We start from the raw sequence: 17052 nt of genomic DNA on the forward strand, positions 1-17052 counted from the left end.
TTGCGCATACTTTGCGGATGAGGTCTGGCGGGTGATCGCGGGCCCGTTGAAGACTCCCGCCAACAAGGGCCACGGCCCTTCGTAGGCCGGAGCCACCCGTACGACCTGCTGCGCGTGAACGTCCGTACCTCCGCATCTCCTGCGTCCTCGCACTCTCGTTCACCCCGAGATGTCCCGCATCCTCCGTACCTTTCGCGCCATTTACGCCTTCCGCACCTCCGCACCTCCGCACCATTCGCACCCGATGTGAACAAGCCGCGCTGTACGCGGCGGGTGCCGTCACCGGCCATCGCCGGGCGGCGCCGGTCGAGAGGGGTCCACCAGACGATGACGTCACCACTGCACGACACGGGCGCGGCCGAGGCCGCTGCCGACGGCGTGGGAACGGTCCCCGCCGGCGTCCCGGCGAAGGCCATCGAGGGCCGCTCCCCCTGGCGTATCGCCTGGATCCGACTCAAGCGCGACAAGGTGGCCCTGACCGGCGGCATCGTGGTGCTGCTGCTCATTGTCGTGGCGCTCTTCGCGCCGGTCATCGTGGGGCTGCTCGGCCATCCACCGAACGAATTCCATGAAGAAACGATTGATCCGCTCTTCAGCACGCCCAAGGGCGCCTGGGGAGGCATCAGTTCCGACTTCCTCTTCGGCGTCGAGCCGGGCAACGGGCGCGATGTGTTCAGCCGCGTCGTCTACGGCGCCCGGGTCTCGCTGCTCGTGGCCTTCCTGGCGGCGGTCGTCGCCGTGCTGATCGGCACGGTGCTGGGCATCGTCGCCGGCTACTTCGGCGGCTGGGTCGACGCGGTCGTCAGCCGCGTCATGGACCTGCTGCTGGCCTTCCCCCAGCTGCTGTTCATCATCGCCCTGGTCTCGGTCGTGCCCAACTCCCTGTGGGGGCTGACCGGTTCGGGCGTGCGCATGGCCGTGCTGATCGCGGTGATCGGGTTCTTCGGCTGGCCGTACGTCGGGCGCATCGTCCGCGGGCAGACGCTCTCGCTCAGGGAGCGCGAGTACGTGGAGGCGGCCCGCAGCCTGGGCGCCGGGCGGTTGTACATCCTCTTCCGCGAGCTGCTGCCCAACCTCGTGGCGCCGATCACCGTCTACGCCACCTTGATGATCCCCACCAATGTGCTCACCGAGGCCGCGCTGAGCTTCCTCGGCGCCGGGGTCAAGCCCCCGACCGCCTCCTGGGGACAGATGCTCTCCAAGGCCGTCACCACCTACGAGGCCGACCCGATGTTCATGATCATCCCCGGTCTGGCCATCTTCGTCACCGTGCTGGCCTTCAACCTCTTCGGCGACGGAGTGCGGGACGCCCTGGACCCGAAGGGCTCGCGCTGACGTTCCCTGCCCCTGTGCACGACCGCCCCTGTCGATCCGTCAGGAGGCCGTTCCCGAAATCCGCCGGCCCGTCCCCCGGGCGGCGTCAATCACGGAGGTCGCGACATCTTGACACACCGGAGTACTTCCAGGCGCGGACTGGCCGCGGGGGCGGCCCTCGTGGTCGCGGCCCTGCTCTCCACCACCGCCTGCGGCGGCGGTGGCGGCGACAAGAACGGCAAGGGCGGCGGCAAGGCCGCGGGCTTCAACGCCGGCTTCAACAAGCTCGCCAACCCGTCCGACAAGAAGGGCGGCGAGCTGAAGTTCATCGGCACCCAGGACGCCGACAGCTGGGACCCCCAGCGCGGCTACTACGGCTTCATGTGGGACTTCGCCCGCTATTACACCCGCACCCTGGTCACCCCCAAGCCCGCACCGGGCCCCGAGAGCTCGACGGTGGTGGCCGACATGGCCACCGACACCGGCCAGGTCTCGGCCGACAAGAAGACCTACACCTTCAAGTTGCGTGACGGCCTGACGTGGGAGGACGGCCAGCCCATCACGGCGCAGCAAATCAAGTACGGCATCGAGCGCACCTGGGCCCAGGACAAGATCTCCGGCGGCCCGACCTGGCTGATGCAGGTCCTGGACCCCGACAAGCAGTACAAGGGCCCCTACAAGGACGAGAGCAAGGACAAGCTCGGCCTGAAGGCGATCGAGACGCCGGACGAGAAGACGATCATCTTCAAACTGCCCAAGCCCAACGGCGACTTCCTGCAGATGCTCGCCATCCCCGCGGCCGCCCCCGTGCGCCCGGACAAGGACACCGTGGAGCGGTACGGGCAGAAGCCCTTCTCCAGCGGCCCCTACAAATGGGTCTCGTACGAGCCCAACAAGGGCCTGGAGCTGGTGCGCAACGACAAGTGGAACCGTGATTCCGACCCGGTCCGCAAGGCCCTGCCGGACAAGATCACGGTCAAGCTCACCACCAACGCCGACGACATGGACAACCGCCTGATCGCCGGCGACTACGACCTCGACATCAACGCCACCGGCATGGGCTCCGCCGGCCGCCAGAAGGCGCTGCAGTCCGCCAAGGCCAATGTCGACAACCCCCAGACCGGCTTCATCCGCTACGCGGCCTTCCCCAAGTCCGTCGCGCCGTTCGACAACGAACACTGCCGCAAGGCCGTCATCCACGCCGCCGACCACACCTCGCTGCAGACCGCCCGCGGCGGCCCCGAGGCGGGCGGTGACATCGGCACCAGCATGCTGCCGCCGGCCGTCAAGGGCCACGACCCCGGCTACGACCCGTTCCGGATCAAGCAGGGCAAGCCCGACGAGGCCAAGGCCAGGGAGGAGCTGAAGGCCTGCGGCAAGCCGGACGGCTTCAAGACCACCATCGCGGTCCGCAACAACAAGCAGCCGGAGATCGCCACCGCCGAGTCCCTGCAGGCCGCCCTGAAGAAGGTCGGCATCGAGGCCCAGATCGACCAGTACGACGGCGCGCAGGCCGCCGGCATCGTCGGCGCTCCGAAGAACGTCAAGGCCAAGGGCTACGGGATCATCATCTTCGGCTGGGGCGCCGACTTCCCCAGCGGCCAGGGCTTCCTGCAGCCGCTGGCCGACGGCCGCTTCATCCAGGAGAGCGGCAACAACAACTACACCGAGCTCAACGACCCCGAGATCAACAAGCTCTTCGACCAGGCCATCGCGGAGACCGACCCCGAGAAGGCCGGGAAGATCTTCCAGGAGGCCAACAAGAAGATCACCGAGGGCGCCTGGTACCTGCCCTTCACCTACGAGAAGAACATCATCTGGCGCAGCTCCCGGCTGACCAACGTCTACACCGCCGACTCCTACAACGGCCGCTACGACTACGCCTCCCTCGGCGTCGTCAAGTGACAGACCGTCCGCTCCGCCGGCGCACCCGCCGCTAGGCCCGAAGGGCAGGTGAGGGCCGTGCGCGGGGTCCCGGGGCAGCCCCCGTGGGGGCGACCCGGGGCCCCGCCGGGCCGACCGCAGTGTTCGCTTACATCGTCAGGCGGCTGATCGCCGTCATCATGATGCTGCTCGTGGTCACCCTGGTGACCTTCGGCATCTTCTTCGCGATCCCCAAGCTCACCGGGGCCGACCCCGCCGCCCTCTACGTCGGCAAGCAGGCGGACCCGGCGACGATCGAGGGCATCCGGGAGAAACTCGGGCTCAGCGACCCGATCCTGGTGCAGTTCTGGCACTTCGTCTCCGGCATCTTCGCCGGCCGCGACTACGCCGGCGGCGGAAGCTCGGTGCACTGCGACGCACCCTGCTTCGGCTACTCCTTCCGCACCGAGCAGGCCATCTGGCCGGTGCTGCAGGACCGGCTGCCCGTGACGCTCTCGCTCGCCGCGGGGGCGTGCGTGCTGTGGCTGCTGGGCGGCGTCACCACCGGGGTCGTCTCGGCCCTCAAGCGCGGCAGCCTGTGGGACCGCGCGGCCATGAGCATCGCCCTCGGCGGCGTCTCGCTGCCCATCTACTTCACCGGCCTGCTCTCGCTGGCGGTCTTCTCCTACGGACTGGGCTGGCTGAACGGCGAGTACGTGGACTTCGCCGACGACCCGGGCGCGTGGTTCGGCGGCCTGATCCTGCCGTGGGTCACGCTCGCCTTCCTCTACGCGGCCATGTACGCCCGGCTCACCCGGGCCACCATGCTGGAGATCCTTGGCGAGGACTACATCCGCACCGCCCGCGCCAAGGGCCTGCGGGAACCGGTCGTCATCGGCAAGCACGCCATGCGCTCCACGATGACGCCGGTCCTGACCATCCTGGGCATGGACCTCGGCGCCCTCGTCGGCGGCGCGGTCCTCACCGAGACCACGTTCAACCTGCCCGGCCTCGGCCAGGCGGCTGTGAAGGCGATCGGCGACCGCGACCTGCCGCTGATCCTCGGCGTGACGCTGATCGCCGCGACCGCGGTCGTCCTCGCCAACCTCGTCGTGGACCTCCTGTACGCCGTGATCGACCCCCGAGTGAGGCTCTCGTGACGACCGCACCCGCCCCCGGGCACCCCCCGACCGCGTTCCTCGAGGTGCGCGACCTGCGCATCCACTTCCCCACCGACGACGGCCTGGTGAAGTCCGTCGACGGGCTCTCCTTCCGGCTGGACAAGGGCAGGACCCTCGGCATCGTCGGCGAGTCCGGCTCCGGGAAGTCGGTGACCTCGCTCGGCATCATGGGCCTGCACACCGTCGGCCAGTACGGGCGCCGCAAGGCCCGCATCAGCGGCGAGATCTGGCTGGACGGCAAGGAGCTGATGAGCGCCGACCCCGACGAGGTCCGCCGGCTGCGCGGCCGCGAGATGGCGATGATCTTCCAGGACCCGCTGTCGGCCATGCACCCCTACTTCACCATCGGCGCCCAGATCGTCGAGGCCTACCGGGTCCACCACGACGTCGACAAGAAGACCGCCCGCAAGCGCGCCGTGGAACTGCTGGACCGCGTCGGCATCCCCCAGCCCGACCGGCGGGTCGACGACTACCCCCACCAGTTCTCCGGCGGCATGCGCCAGCGCGCGATGATCGCCATGGCGCTCGTCAACAACCCCGAGCTGCTCATCGCCGACGAACCCACGACCGCCCTCGACGTGACCGTCCAGGCCCAGATCCTCGACCTGATCCGCGACCTGCAGAAGGAGTTCGGCTCGGCCGTCATCATCATCACCCACGACCTGGGGGTCGTCGCCGAACTGGCCGACGAGATCCTGGTGATGTACGGCGGCCGCTGCGTCGAACGCGGCCCGGCGGAGAAGGTCTTCTACGAACCCCAGCACCCCTACACCTGGGGCCTGCTGGGATCGATGCCCCGCATCGACCGGGAGCGGAGCGAGCGCCTGATCCCGGTCAAGGGCTCCCCGCCCAGCCTGATCAACGTGCCCGCCGGCTGCGCCTTCAACCCGCGCTGCCCCTACGCCGACCGCCCCGCGGACGGCATCACCCGCACCGAGCGGCCCGAGCTGGCCCTGGTGCCGGGCAGGGACCGGCACTACTCCGCCTGCCACCTGGCGCACGAGGAACGGACGCGGATCTGGACCGAAGAGATCGCGCCGAAGCTGTGAAGGACCACGAGATGACGAATCCCGGGCAGCCGTCCGCGACGCCGGAGCAGGCCGCGCCCCTGTTGAAGGTCGAGGGCCTGGTCAAGCACTTCCCCATCACCAAGGGGCTGCTGCGCCGCCAGGTGGGCGCGGTGCAGGCCGTGGACGGCCTCGACTTCACCGTGCGTCCGGGGGAGACCCTGGGCGTCGTGGGGGAGTCCGGCTGCGGCAAGTCGACCATGGGCCGGCTGATCACCCGGCTGCTCGAACCCACCGCCGGCCGGGTGGAGTTCGAGGGCAGGGACATCAGCCACCTGGGGGTGGCCGGGATGCGGCCGCTGCGCCGCGACGTCCAGATGATCTTCCAGGACCCGTACTCCTCGCTCAACCCCCGGCACACGGTCGGCACCATCGTCGGCGCGCCGTTCCGGCTCCAGGGCATCACCCCGGACGGCGGGGTGAAGAAGGAGGTCCAGGGACTGCTGGAGCTGGTGGGCCTCAACCCCGAGCACTACAACCGCTATCCGCACGAGTTCTCCGGCGGCCAGCGGCAGCGCATCGGCATCGCACGGGCCCTCGCGCTCAAGCCCCGGCTGGTGGTCGCGGACGAACCGGTCTCCGCGCTGGACGTGTCGATCCAGGCCCAGGTGGTCAATCTGCTGGACGACCTCCAGGACGAGCTCGGCCTGACCTACGTGATCATCGCGCACGACCTGTCCGTCATCCGGCACGTCTCGGACCGCATCGCCGTGATGTACCTCGGCAAGATCGTCGAACTCACCGACCGGACCTCGCTCTACCGCTCGCCCCTGCACCCCTACACCAAGGCGCTGCTCTCCGCGGTCCCCGTGCCCGACCCCAAGCGGCGCGCCAAGCGCGAGAGGATCCTGCTGACGGGGGACGTGCCCTCGCCCATCTCACCGCCGGCCGGCTGCCGCTTCCACACCCGGTGCTGGAAGGCGACCGAGATCTGCACGCTGCGGGAGCCCCCGCTGACGGAGCTGCGCACGGGACATCAGGTGGCGTGCCATCACCCCGAGCCCGTCCCCGCGGCGGCTGCCCCGGCGGGAGCGCCACCGACGCAGTAACGGGACGTGCGCCCGTATGGCGGCCATGCCAAGCTGACTGGTGTTGACCGTGACACCGAGGCAATGACCTGAGCAAGGCGAGAGGGGAGGGTGCAGAGTCGGCGACGCGTCCGCTGCACAGGCTCGCGCGGTCGAAGGGACGGCTCATGGCACTCTCCCGCTCGAACCCGTACCCGTACTCGCCCATACGCCGGCGCACGACGGTACGGCGCCGGTCGTCGCGGCACTCCATATCCGGCAGCCGCCTGCCGCGCCGGCCGGTCAGGCTCCTGGCCCTGGCCATGGCGGCCGCGTCCGCCTGGGTGATGTCCGCCGCCCCCGCGGCCGCGCTCCCCACCGGGACCCACCCCGCGCCCGGTACGCCGGGCGTCGGCGACCCCTACTTCCCGACCCTGGGCAACGGCGGCTTCGACGTCCGCCACTACGACCTCGACGTCCGCTACACCCCGGAATCCGGCCGGCTGGACGGCCGGGCGACCGTCACCGCACGGGCCACCAGCAGCCTGTCCACCTTCAACCTGGACCTCCAGCAGCTCAAGGTCACCTCGGTCGAGGTGAACGGCCTGCCCGCGGCCTTCACCCGGGACGGCAACGAACTGCGGATCCATCCGGTCCTCTCACTGCCCAAGGGCCGCTCCTTCACCACCACCGTCGTCTACGGCGGCATACCCCAGCCGCTCCACGGCCCCATCGTCTTCGGCTCCAAGTACGGCTGGATGAAGACCAAGGACGGCGTCTTCGTGGCCTGCGAGCCCAACGGCGCCTCCACCTGGTTCCCGGCCAGCGACCACCCCGCCGACAAGGCGACCTTCGACATCCGCATCAGGGCCCCCAAGGGCCTGACCGCCGTCTCCAACGGCCGGCTGCTCGCCACCCACGAGCGGGGCACGAGCACCGTCACCCACTGGCGGGAGTCCAAGCCGATGGCGCCCTACCTCGCCACCGCCACCATCGGGAAGTTCACCGTCAAGCAGGGCACGACCCCCGGCGGCATCCCCATCTACGTCGCCACCGACCCGGCCCTGCCCACCGGCAAGCTCGACTTCTACGGCATCACCGCCGAGGCCACCGACCACTGGTCGAAGGTCTTCGGCCCGTACCCCTTCGAGGAGACCGGCGCGATCGTCGACGACATGCCGGACGCCGAGTTCTCGCTGGAGACCCAGACCAAGCCGGTCTACTCGGCGGTACGGGACGAGTCGACCGTCGTCCACGAGCTCGCCCACCAGTGGTTCGGCGACTCCGTCTCGGTCGGGCGCTGGAAGGACATCTGGCTCAACGAGGGCTTCGCCACCTATGCCGAATGGCTGTGGGCGGAGCACAAGGGCCGCAAGAGCGCCCACCAGTCCTTCCTGGAGTCCTACAACGAGCACCCGCCGGGCGACCCCTTCTGGAAGATCAACATCGCCGATCCACAGCGCGACACCATGTTCTCCCGCGCCATCTACTTCCGCGGCGCCATGGCCCTGCAGATGCTGCGCGAGCGCATCGGCGACGCGGCCTTCTTCCGGCTGCTGCCGCTGTGGGCCAAGCTGCACCGCCACGGCAACGTCCGCACCGCGCAGTTCATCGGCCTGGCCGAGCACGTCGCCCACCGTGACCTCGGCGACCTCTTCGCGACCTGGCTCTCCGCTCCCGGGCAGCCCAAGCTGCGCTAGCCGGACGAACCGGGCATGGCGGCGGCCGGTCGGCGTCACCGTGCGCGACGAGTAAGAATGTCGCGTGCTCACCGATCTGTTCAGTCCCTCCGTCCAGCACTCGCTCGACCTCGCCGGGATCTTCGTCTTCGCCATCTCCGGCGCGCTGCTCGCCGTCCGCAAGAACTTCGACGTCTTCGGCATGGCGGTACTGGCGGAGGTCACGGCGCTGGGCGGCGGGCTGATCCGGGACCTGATCATCGGCGCCGTGCCGCCCGCGGCCTTCACGGACCTGGGCTACTTCCTCACCCCGCTGGTCGCCACCCTGATCGTCTTCTTCCTCCACCCCGAGGTCGAGCGGATCACCAAGGCCGTGAACGTCTTCGACGCCGCCGGGCTGGGGCTCTTCTGCGTGGCGGGCACGGTCAAGGCCCACTCGCACGGCCTCGGCCTCACCTTCGCGGCGACCCTCGGGCTGGCCACGGCGGTCGGCGGCGGCGTGCTGCGCGACATACTCGCCCACGAGGTGCCCTCGCTGCTGCGCTGGGACCGCGACCTGTACGCCGTGCCGGCCATGGTCGGCGCCACCATGGCCGCCCTGCTGATCCGCTGGGACGCGCTCGACATCTCCACCAGCATGCTGTCCGCCGCCACCGCCTTCGTCCTGCGCCTGCTGGCCATGCACTACAACTGGCGGGCCCCGCGCGCCTGGCACCGGCGCAGCGCGGCGGCCGAGGACCCCGCCGGCGGCTAGGGCCGGCGGAATCGTTTCCGCATCGTTTCCGCTAGCCCACCGGCCGCCCCAGCCAGGCCGCCAGCCGGGTGTAGGCGTCCGCCCCCTCGGGCGCCGGCCGCACCGCCTCGAACGGCACGCCCTCGCCCCGCCGCTCCGCCGGCAGGAACTGCCGCGCCCAGCCCAGGACGAGCTCCGCGAGCTCCTGGTCCAGCGGCAGCGGGTGCCCGATCGCCTCGGACAGGTCCCACGTGTGCGTGACCGTCTCCAGCACCATCCCCGACGTCAGGTAGACCCGGCCCGGGAACTTCCCCCACGGCAGGTCCACCACCCGCTCCAGCGTCGCGTCGTCCGCCCACCCGGCCGCCAGCCGCGCCCGCGCCTCCTCGTACGCGCGCCCCCAGCCGTCGTCCGCGATGTCCGCCGGCGGCTCCCCCCACACCACGTCGCCGGTCTCACCGATCCCCGCCCCGTCGTGCGCGCCCAGCACCAGGTGCGCGAGCAGGGCGCGGACGTCGAACTCCGCACACGGCGTGGGGTCGCCGAGCCGGTCCGCCGGCACCGCGTGGACCAGCGCCGACAGCTGGGCGACGGCACGGTCGAGGAGGGGGCGCGGGTCGAAGGCGGGGTCGGTGACGTTCATGGGCTGCTCCCGGTCCGAAGGGGTCGAATCCGGCCGGGGCGACCCGGCCGGAACACAGCTTCGGCGCATAAGCTGACACCTGCCGTCATGTTTTTCCGCGATCTTGGACGGCATGCTGGGCGGCGTGAAATCCGATCGCCTGCTGTCGATACTCCTGCTGCTCCAGACCCGCACCCGGGTGCCCGCCGCGGAGCTGGCCAAGCGCCTGGAAGTCTCCGTCCGCACCATCTACCGCGACGTCGAATCGCTGTCCGCCTCCGGCGTGCCCGTCTACGCCGAGCGCGGCCGGCACGGCGGCATCGCGCTGCTCCCCGGCTTCCGCACCGACGTCACCGGCCTCACCGCGGACGAGGCCCGTGCCCTGTTCGTCCTCGCCGCCCCGGGCACGCACTCCGCCCTCGGCCTGGAGAGCGCCCTCGGCTCCGCCCTGCGCAAGGTCATGGCCGCCCTGCCCGCCCCGCACCGCCCCGCCGCCGAGGCCACCAGCCGCCGCATCCTCGTCGACCCCGTCCGCTGGCTGAGCACCCCGGCCCCCGCCCCCGCCGTCGAGGTGGAGGACCTCCACACCGCCGTCCTCACCGACCGCCGGCTGCGCCTGCGCTACCGGCACGGAGGCGAGAGCGAGCCACGCACCTACACCGTCGACCCCTACGGGCTCGTCGCCAAGGCGGGCGTCTGGTACCTCGTGGCGGACCGGCGCGGGCGGCCACAACTGTTCCGCGCCGACCGGGTCGGGGCCATGACCGTCACCGACGCGCCCGTCCGCCGGCGCGCGGGCGTGGAGCTGGCGGACGCCTGGGACGTGCTGCGCCGCGAGGTCGAGCAGCGGCCGGCCGGGCTGGTGATCACCGCCCGCGTCCGGCGCTCCCGCCTCGACATGTTCCTGCGCCTGCTGGGCCCCCAGCTCACCGGCCCGCCTTCCGGGGGTGACCCGGCCACCGTGGAGCTCACCCTCCCCGAGGTCCGCTCCGCACGCTCGCTGCTGGGCTTCGGGCCGGACGTGGAGGTGCTCTCCCCGCAGGCCGTGCGCGAGGACCTGGCCCAGCTGGCCGCGGCGGTCGTGGCACGGTACGCGCCCGCCGCGGACGGCGCCTAGCCCGGCCGGGCCGTCCCGTTCGTCGCCCGCCCGCCTGCTCGGGCCGCGGCGTGCGGCATGCGCCTCTCGTTCGTCATGCCGGCGACGCTGACGAGGATCGAGGCCGGTCCGCGTACGGCCGGGGGGAAGGCCCGCTACCGGGCCGGGCCCCAGCTCGTAGAATCGTGCCCACCATGGCCTACCTCGACCACGCCGCCACCACCCCGATGCTTCCGGAGGCGGTGCAGGCGATGACCGCCCAGCTCGCCCTCGCCGGAAACGCCTCCTCGCTGCACGCCGCCGGGCGGCGCGCGCGCCGCACCGTCGAGGAGGCGCGCGAGTCGCTCGCGGCCGCCCTCGGCGCGCGCCCCAGCGAAGTGGTGTTCACCGCCGGTGGCACCGAAGCCGACAACCTCGCCGTCAAGGGCCTGTTCTGGGCCCGCCGGGCCGCCGACCCGGCCCGTACGCGCGTCCTGGCCAGCCCGGTGGAGCACCACGCCGTGCTCGACGCCGTCGACTGGCTGGCCGAGCACGAGGGCGCGACGGTCGAGTACCTGCCCGTCGACGCGTACGGCCGCGTGCACCCCGACGCCCTGCGCGAGGCCATGGCCCGCAACCCCGACGACGTCGCGCTGGCCACGGTGATGTGGGCCAACAACGAGATCGGCACCGTCATGGCCGTCCGGGAACTGGCCGAGGTCGCGGGGGAGTTCGGGGTGCCGCTGCACTCCGACGCCGTGCAGGCGTTCGGTCAGCTGGACGTCGACTTCGCCGCCTCCGGGCTGGCCGCGATGACCGTCACCGGGCACAAGGTCGGCGGCCCGTACGGGGTCGGCGCGCTGCTGCTGGGCCGCCAGTACGCGCCCGTACCGCTGCTGCACGGCGGCGGCCAGGAGCGGCACGTGCGCTCCGGGACGCTGGACGTGCCGGCCATCGCCGCGTTCGCCGTCGCGGGCACGCTGGCCGCCGAGCGGCGCGCGGACTTCGCCCGCGAGGTGGGGGCGCTGCGGGACGAGCTGATCGAGGGCGTCCGCGCGGCCGTGCCGGACGCGGTGCTCGGCGGCGACCCGGACCCGGCCGGCCGGCTGCCCGCCAACGCCCACTTCTCCTTCCCCGGCTGCGAGGGCGACTCGCTGCTCCTGCTGCTGGACGCCCAGGGCATCGAGTGCTCCACCGGCTCCGCCTGCACCGCGGGCGTCGCCCAGCCCAGCCATGTCGTGCTGGCGACGGGCACGGACCCGGACCTGGCGCGGGGGACGCTGCGGTTCTCCCTGGGGCACACCTCGACGGCCGCCGACGTCGCCGCGGTCGTCGGGGCCATCGGCCCGGTGGTGGAGCGGGCCCGGACCGCGGGGCTGATCTAGCGCGCACGCGGGGCGCGGCCTTCGCGGAAACGACCCGTACCCTGGTAGGGCTATGACTGACTTCCCCGGTGCCCCCGATCCCCGCGCCCCCCGCAAGGGGCTCCGCGTGCTCGCCGCCATGTCCGGCGGCGTCGACTCCGCCGTCGCCGCGGCCCGCGCCGTGGAGGCCGGTCACGACGTGACCGGCGTGCACCTGGCGCTGTCGGCGAATCCGCAGTCCTTCCGCACGGGCGCGCGCGGCTGCTGCACCATCGAGGACTCGCGCGACGCCCGCCGCGCCGCCGACGTCATCGGCATCCCCTTCTACTGCTGGGACCTCGCCGAGCGCTTCCGCGAGGACGTCGTCGAGGACTTCGTCGCCGAGTACGAGGCCGGGCGCACCCCGAACCCCTGCCTGCGCTGCAACGAGAAGATCAAGTTCGCGGCGCTGCTGGACAAGGCCCTCGCGCTGGGCTTCGACGCGGTGTGCACCGGCCACTACGCCACGGTCGTCGTGAACGAGGACGGCACCCGCGAGCTGCACCGCGCCAGCGACATGGCCAAGGACCAGTCCTACGTGCTGGGCGTGCTGGACGAGAAGCAGCTGGCCCACGCGATGTTCCCGCTGGGCGACACGCTCACCACCAAGGACGAGATCCGCGCCGAGGCGGAGCGGCGTGGCCTGGCCGTGGCGAAGAAGCCCGACAGCCACGACATCTGCTTCATCGCCGACGGCGACACCCAGGGCTTCCTCGCCAAGCGCCTCGGCAAGGCGGAGGGCGACATCGTCGACGAGTCCGGCACGAAGGTCGGCACCCACGAGGGCGCGTACGGCTTCACCATCGGCCAGCGCAAGGGCCTGCGCATCGGCCACCCCGCCCCGGACGGCAAGCCGCGCTACGTCCTGGACATCTCGCCGGTGAACAACACGGTGACCGTCGGCCCGGCCGAGGCGCTCGACGTCACGGGCCTGACCGCCATCAAGCCGCGCTGGTGCGGCGTGGCGCCCGAGGGCCCGGGCACGTACACGGCGCAGCTGCGCGCGCACGGCGGCGAGACCGAGGTGACGGCGGAGCTGGTGGGCGAGGAGCTGCGGGTCGGCTTCGCGGAGCCGGTGCGGGGCGTGGCCCCGGGCCAGGCGATCGTGCTCTACGACGGCACGCGGGTGGTGGGCTCGGCGACGATCGCGGCCACGGAGCGGGTGCGCAGCGGCGCGGCCCGGTAGGGGAAGCGGGCCCTGCCCCGGTGCTCCCGGCCGGTGCCGGGGGGAGACGGGGCGATGACGAACGGGCGACCAGGCCATGGCCTGGTCGCCCGTGGTCGTTTCCGGAGCTCAGTTGCGGATCGTGCGGGTGACGCTCGAGACCTCGCAGCGCACCGTGCCCGACGTGCCGGGCTTGGCGACGTACGGCGTGGAGACGTCCAGCGTGTCCGTCTTGCCGGGCATGACGAACGGGATGGAGGGGTTCCGGGTGGCGAGGAGGGCGCGGTCCGGGCCGTAGAACTTCACCGTGAGGCGGTAGTCGTACTTGAGCGTGCTGCTGCTGTTGGTGGCCTGGAGCTTCGCCGTGATGCCGAGGCGGTCGGTGTACTCGCAGCCGAGGATCTTGATGTCCCGCATGGCGCTGTTGCTGCCGCCGGTGCCGCCCGAGGTGTAGGAGCCACCCGTGGTCGTGGAGTCGCCGGAGGTGCCGGAGGTGGTGGTGCCGCCGGACGTCGTGCTTCCGGTGGTGCCGCCGCTCGTCGTGCCACCGCCGAACGAGCCGCCGGAGGAGTCGCCTCCGGTGCTGCCGCCCGAGGTGGAGCCGCCCGAGGAGGAGCTGCTGCTGTGGCTGGACCCGCCACCGCCGCCGCAGCTGCCTCCGTGGCTGCCCCGGGCGCCGGTCAGGGCGACGGCGGCGATTCCGAATACCGCGATCGCGCGGACATGACGAAGCTTCACGATGAGGACTCCCCCGATGAAGTGGCTGGATTGTACGCCTGGCTTGACGAGCGCACGTCAGGCTAACAACGCCTTTACACGGCGCCAAATCCCCAGCGGGCCCTGGTCATTTCTGTGACACGGCCGCGACAGAACGGGTCCTGAACCGGGACGGGGGGCCTACGAAATCAGGTCAATCGGCTCAACCGGTACCCCGCGTCACCTGGGTGACCTCGCACGTGACGTCGGAGGTGGCGGCGCCCGCCTTGGGGGTGTACGGGGCCGTGACGTCCTGGGTGTCCGAGCGGCCGGGGCGGACGAAGTGGAGGGTGGGCGTCTGGGTGGCGACCAGGGTGCCGTCGGGGGCCGTGAACTTCACGGTGACGTTGTACGTGTACGTCATCGTCGCGCTGGGGTTGGACGCGCTCAGCTTGGCCGTTATGCCCTGCTTCTCGACGTACGCGCAGTCGGAGATCTCGACGTCCTTCGTGGCGTCGCGGGTGTCCTCCGGGGCGTCGGCGGCGGTGTCGGTCGCTTCGGAGGAAGCGCTCCCCTTGTCCGTGTCGCTGCCGCAACCGCTCGCTCCGCCGAGGGCGATGATGACGATTCCGGCTGCGGCGGCGGTGCGGATGTGGCGAAGCTTCACAGTGTCTACTTTCGACGGAATGGCAGAAATGGCGGGAACGGCAGGAACGACGGGAAAGGAGCGTCGCCTTGGGGGCGTCTTTCCTGGCGCCGCCGGCGGGTCCGCGTCACGTTAGACAAGGCGTCCACCGTCTGTCATACCGGCGGTAACACCGTGACGGAGTTGCGACCCAATAGATCCCGGACCCTGATCAGAGGCGGTCGAAACCGGCTCATAGCGTCCGGCTCGCCCGGTGATGTTCCCGCCGCGTACCGTGGTTTCCATGAACATCACCGTCTTCTGTTCCGCCGCGGACCTCGACGAGCGCTACACCGCCCCGGCCCGGGAGTTCGCCGCGCTCATCGGCAAGGGCGGCCACACGCTGGTCTGGGGCGGCTCGGAGTCCGGGCTGATGAAGGTCATGGCGGACGGGGTGCGGGAGCACGGCGGGCGGCTCGTGGGCGTCTCGGTGGAGTTCCTCGCCTCGAAGGCCCGTAAGGACGCCGACGAGATGGTGGTGACGGAGGATCTGGCCGCCCGCAAGGCGCAGCTGCTCGCGCGCGGCGACGCCGTCGTCGTGATGGTGGGCGGCACGGGCACGCTGGATGAGGCGACGGAGATCCTGGAGCTGAAGAAGCACGGGCTGCACGACAAGCCGGTGGTGCTGCTGAACGCGGCCGGCTTCTATGACGGGCTCAAGCAGCAGTTCCAGCGGATGGACGCGGAAGGCTTCCTGCCGCTTCCCCTCACCGACCTCGTCTTCTTCGCGGAGGACGGGGTCGGGGCGATGGCCTACCTCGAGGAGTCCGCCGGGGTGCGGTAGGGCAAGCTGGAGGCATGGCAACACATCTGATCACCGGTGCGGGCTCGGGAATCGGCGAGGCGGTCGCCCAGCGGCTGCACGAGCGCGGCGACGAGCTCTGGCTCGTCGCCCGCGACGCCGGCCGGGCGAAGGAACTGGCCGCCCGGTACCCCGGCGCGCACCCGCTCGTGGCCGACCTCGAGAACCCCGACCGGCTCTCCTGGGCGTTCGGCCACCAGACGCTGCCCGACCGCCTCGACTCCCTCCTGCACATCGCGGGCGTCTCCGACCTCGGCACGGTCGGCGAGCTCACCCCCAAGACGTGGACGCGCACGCTCGCCGTCAACCTGCTCTCGCCGGCCGAGCTCACCCGCCTGCTGCTGCCGCAGCTGCGGATCTCCCGCGGCCACGTCATCTTCGTCAACTCCGGCGCGGGCCTGAACGCGCGCGCCGAGTGGGGCGCGTACGCCGCGAGCAAGCACGGCCTGAAGGCGCTCGCCGACTCCCTGCGCGACGAGGAGCACACCAACGGCGTCCGGGTCACCAGCGTCTACCCCGGCCGCGTGGCCACCGCCATGCAGGCGAAGGTGCAGCAGCAGGAGGGCAAGGAGTACACCCCCGAGAAGTGGATCGACCCGCGGTCGGTCGCCACCACGGTGCTGCTGGCGCTGGACCTGCCGCGCGACGCGGAGATCCACGACCTGTCGGTCCGCCCGGGGTACTCGGGACGCTGAGCCGGCGGGCGCCGTCTCGTACCCTTCCTGGGTGAGCGAGAACAACAGCAAGCGCAGCAGCTGGGGTGCCGGGACCGCGACCGGCGTCGGTTCGATGCCCGGCGGGGACGCGCGGGAGGCCGCGAGGACCGTCACCGGGTCGCTGGAGGCCCTGCCGTACCTGCCCGAACTGCCCGCGCGGGGACCCGGCGCGGACATGATCGGCCGGACGGCGGGGATGCTGGTCGAGGTCTTCGCGCACGTGGAGCCCAGCGGCTGGCGGATCAGCGACCGGCCCGGCCGCGACACCCGCCGCGCCCGCTCCTGGCTGGGCGAGGACCTGGACGCGCTCGAGGAGTTCACCCAGGGCTACCAGGGCCCGCTGAAGGTCTCGGCCGTCGGCCCCTGGACCCTCGCCGCCGCCCTCGAACTGCGCGGCGGCGAGGCGGCGCTGGGCGACCCCGGCGCCTGCCGCGACCTGGCGGCCTCCCTCGCCGAGGGCCTGCGCGCCCACCTCGCGGAGGTCCGGCGCCGGGTGCCGGGCGCCCGGGTCGTCCTCCAGCTGGACGAGCCGTCGCTGCCCGCCGTGCTGCGCGGGCAGGTCCGCACCGCCAGCGGCTACCGCACCTACCGGGCGGTGGACCGGGCCGTGGTGGAGGGCGCGCTCCGCGAGTTCGCGACGGTGGCGGGGGAGACGCCGGACGGGGAGCTCATCGTGCACTCGTGCGCCCCCGGAGTGCCCTTCGCGCTGCTGCGCCGGGCCGGGGTCTCCGGCGTCTCGTTCGATTTCTCCCTGCTCACCGAGCGTGAGGACGACGCGATCGGTGAGGCGGTCGAGGCCGGCACCACCCTCTTCGCTGGCGTGGTGCCGGGCGTGGACGGCCCATTGTCAGACCCTGCCGGTAGCGTCATGGGTGTCAGGACGCTGTGGCGCAGGCTGGGGCTGTCGCCGGGGGCTCTCGCCGAGTCCGTGGTGGTCACCCCGTCGTGCGGACTCGCGGGCGCTTCGCCCGCGTATGCCCGTACGGCCCTCGCCCACTGCGTCCGGGCGGCGAAATCACTCGCAGACAACCCTGAGTGACGGCG

At 71.6% G+C, this 17052-nt stretch carries 16 protein-coding genes; 13 read left to right on the forward strand and 3 right to left on the reverse strand.

Annotated features, from left to right (window positions below; all coding sequences use genetic code 11):
• Positions 1–327: 327 nt before the first annotated feature.
• From ABZ956_RS03235 to ABZ956_RS03265, 7 genes are all read left to right on the forward strand, one after another.
• Positions 328–1335, forward strand: a complete 1008-nt coding sequence (locus ABZ956_RS03235; RefSeq protein ID WP_361886100.1) for an ABC transporter permease — start codon at positions 328–330, stop codon at positions 1333–1335.
• A 105-nt stretch (positions 1336–1440) separates the two neighbouring features.
• Positions 1441–3219 carry an ABC transporter substrate-binding protein gene (locus ABZ956_RS03240; protein WP_361886678.1) on the forward strand — a complete coding sequence of 593 codons (1779 nt, stop codon included), beginning with the start codon at positions 1441–1443 and terminating at the stop codon, positions 3217–3219.
• A 119-nt stretch (positions 3220–3338) separates the two neighbouring features.
• Positions 3339–4337, forward strand: coding sequence for an ABC transporter permease (locus tag ABZ956_RS03245; RefSeq protein WP_361886103.1), 999 nt, complete (start codon positions 3339–3341; stop codon positions 4335–4337).
• Positions 4334–5407: an ABC transporter ATP-binding protein gene (locus ABZ956_RS03250; RefSeq protein WP_361886106.1), complete on the forward strand. Its 1074-nt coding sequence runs from the start codon at positions 4334–4336 to the stop codon at positions 5405–5407. The genes ABZ956_RS03245 and ABZ956_RS03250 overlap by 4 nt, the downstream gene beginning before the upstream one ends.
• Before the next feature lie 11 nt (positions 5408–5418).
• Positions 5419–6474, forward strand: coding sequence for a dipeptide ABC transporter ATP-binding protein (locus ABZ956_RS03255; protein ID WP_361886109.1), 1056 nt, complete (start codon positions 5419–5421; stop codon positions 6472–6474).
• Between the two features lie 281 nt (positions 6475–6755).
• Entirely contained in the window at positions 6756–8132 is a 1377-nt protein-coding gene (locus ABZ956_RS03260) for a M1 family metallopeptidase (RefSeq protein ID WP_361886681.1), read from the forward strand.
• A 64-nt stretch (positions 8133–8196) separates the two neighbouring features.
• Positions 8197–8865, forward strand: a complete 669-nt coding sequence (locus tag ABZ956_RS03265; protein WP_361886112.1) for a trimeric intracellular cation channel family protein — start codon at positions 8197–8199, stop codon at positions 8863–8865.
• Between the two features lie 31 nt (positions 8866–8896).
• Here ABZ956_RS03265 and ABZ956_RS03270 read toward each other — a convergent pair whose 3' ends face one another.
• A complete protein-coding gene (locus ABZ956_RS03270) occupies positions 8897–9487 on the reverse strand; it encodes a TIGR03086 family metal-binding protein (RefSeq protein ID WP_361886114.1) in 591 nt (196 codons plus the stop codon).
• 124 nt (positions 9488–9611) lie between these two features.
• Between ABZ956_RS03270 and ABZ956_RS03275 the strand changes: the two genes are divergently transcribed.
• The 3 genes from ABZ956_RS03275 to mnmA all read left to right on the forward strand — a co-directional run bounded on the left by ABZ956_RS03275 (position 9612) and on the right by mnmA (position 13130).
• Entirely contained in the window at positions 9612–10583 is a 972-nt protein-coding gene (locus ABZ956_RS03275; protein ID WP_361886117.1) for a YafY family protein, read from the forward strand.
• Positions 10584–10756: 173 nt separating this feature from the next.
• Positions 10757–11926: a cysteine desulfurase family protein gene (locus tag ABZ956_RS03280; protein ID WP_361886120.1), complete on the forward strand. Its 1170-nt coding sequence runs from the start codon at positions 10757–10759 to the stop codon at positions 11924–11926.
• Positions 11927–11978: 52 nt separating this feature from the next.
• The gene (gene mnmA / locus ABZ956_RS03285; RefSeq protein WP_361886123.1) at positions 11979–13130 is read left to right on the forward strand and encodes a tRNA 2-thiouridine(34) synthase MnmA; all 1152 of its coding nucleotides are present in this window, start codon (positions 11979–11981) and stop codon (positions 13128–13130) included.
• Between the two features lie 108 nt (positions 13131–13238).
• Here the strand turns inward: mnmA and ABZ956_RS03290 are convergent, their stop codons facing one another.
• Positions 13239–13847, reverse strand: a complete 609-nt coding sequence (locus tag ABZ956_RS03290) for a hypothetical protein (RefSeq protein WP_361886125.1) — start codon at positions 13845–13847, stop codon at positions 13239–13241.
• A 181-nt stretch (positions 13848–14028) separates the two neighbouring features.
• Entirely contained in the window at positions 14029–14472 is a 444-nt protein-coding gene (locus ABZ956_RS03295; protein WP_361886128.1) for a hypothetical protein, read from the reverse strand.
• A gap of 262 nt (positions 14473–14734) precedes the next feature.
• Between ABZ956_RS03295 and ABZ956_RS03300 the strand changes: the two genes are divergently transcribed.
• From ABZ956_RS03300 to ABZ956_RS03310, 3 genes are read left to right on the forward strand one after another with little or no spacing between them, the layout of a single operon-like run.
• Positions 14735–15274, forward strand: a complete 540-nt coding sequence (locus ABZ956_RS03300; protein WP_361886130.1) for a TIGR00730 family Rossman fold protein — start codon at positions 14735–14737, stop codon at positions 15272–15274.
• A 14-nt stretch (positions 15275–15288) separates the two neighbouring features.
• A complete protein-coding gene (locus tag ABZ956_RS03305) occupies positions 15289–15987 on the forward strand; it encodes an SDR family oxidoreductase (protein ID WP_361886133.1) in 699 nt (232 codons plus the stop codon).
• A 31-nt stretch (positions 15988–16018) separates the two neighbouring features.
• Positions 16019–17047, forward strand: a complete 1029-nt coding sequence (locus ABZ956_RS03310; protein ID WP_361886136.1) for a methionine synthase — start codon at positions 16019–16021, stop codon at positions 17045–17047.
• Positions 17048–17052: the final 5 nt, after the last annotated feature.

This window comes from Streptomyces sp. NPDC046261, assembly GCF_040646235.1.
Taxonomy (GTDB): Bacteria; Actinomycetota; Actinomycetes; order Streptomycetales; family Streptomycetaceae; genus Streptomyces.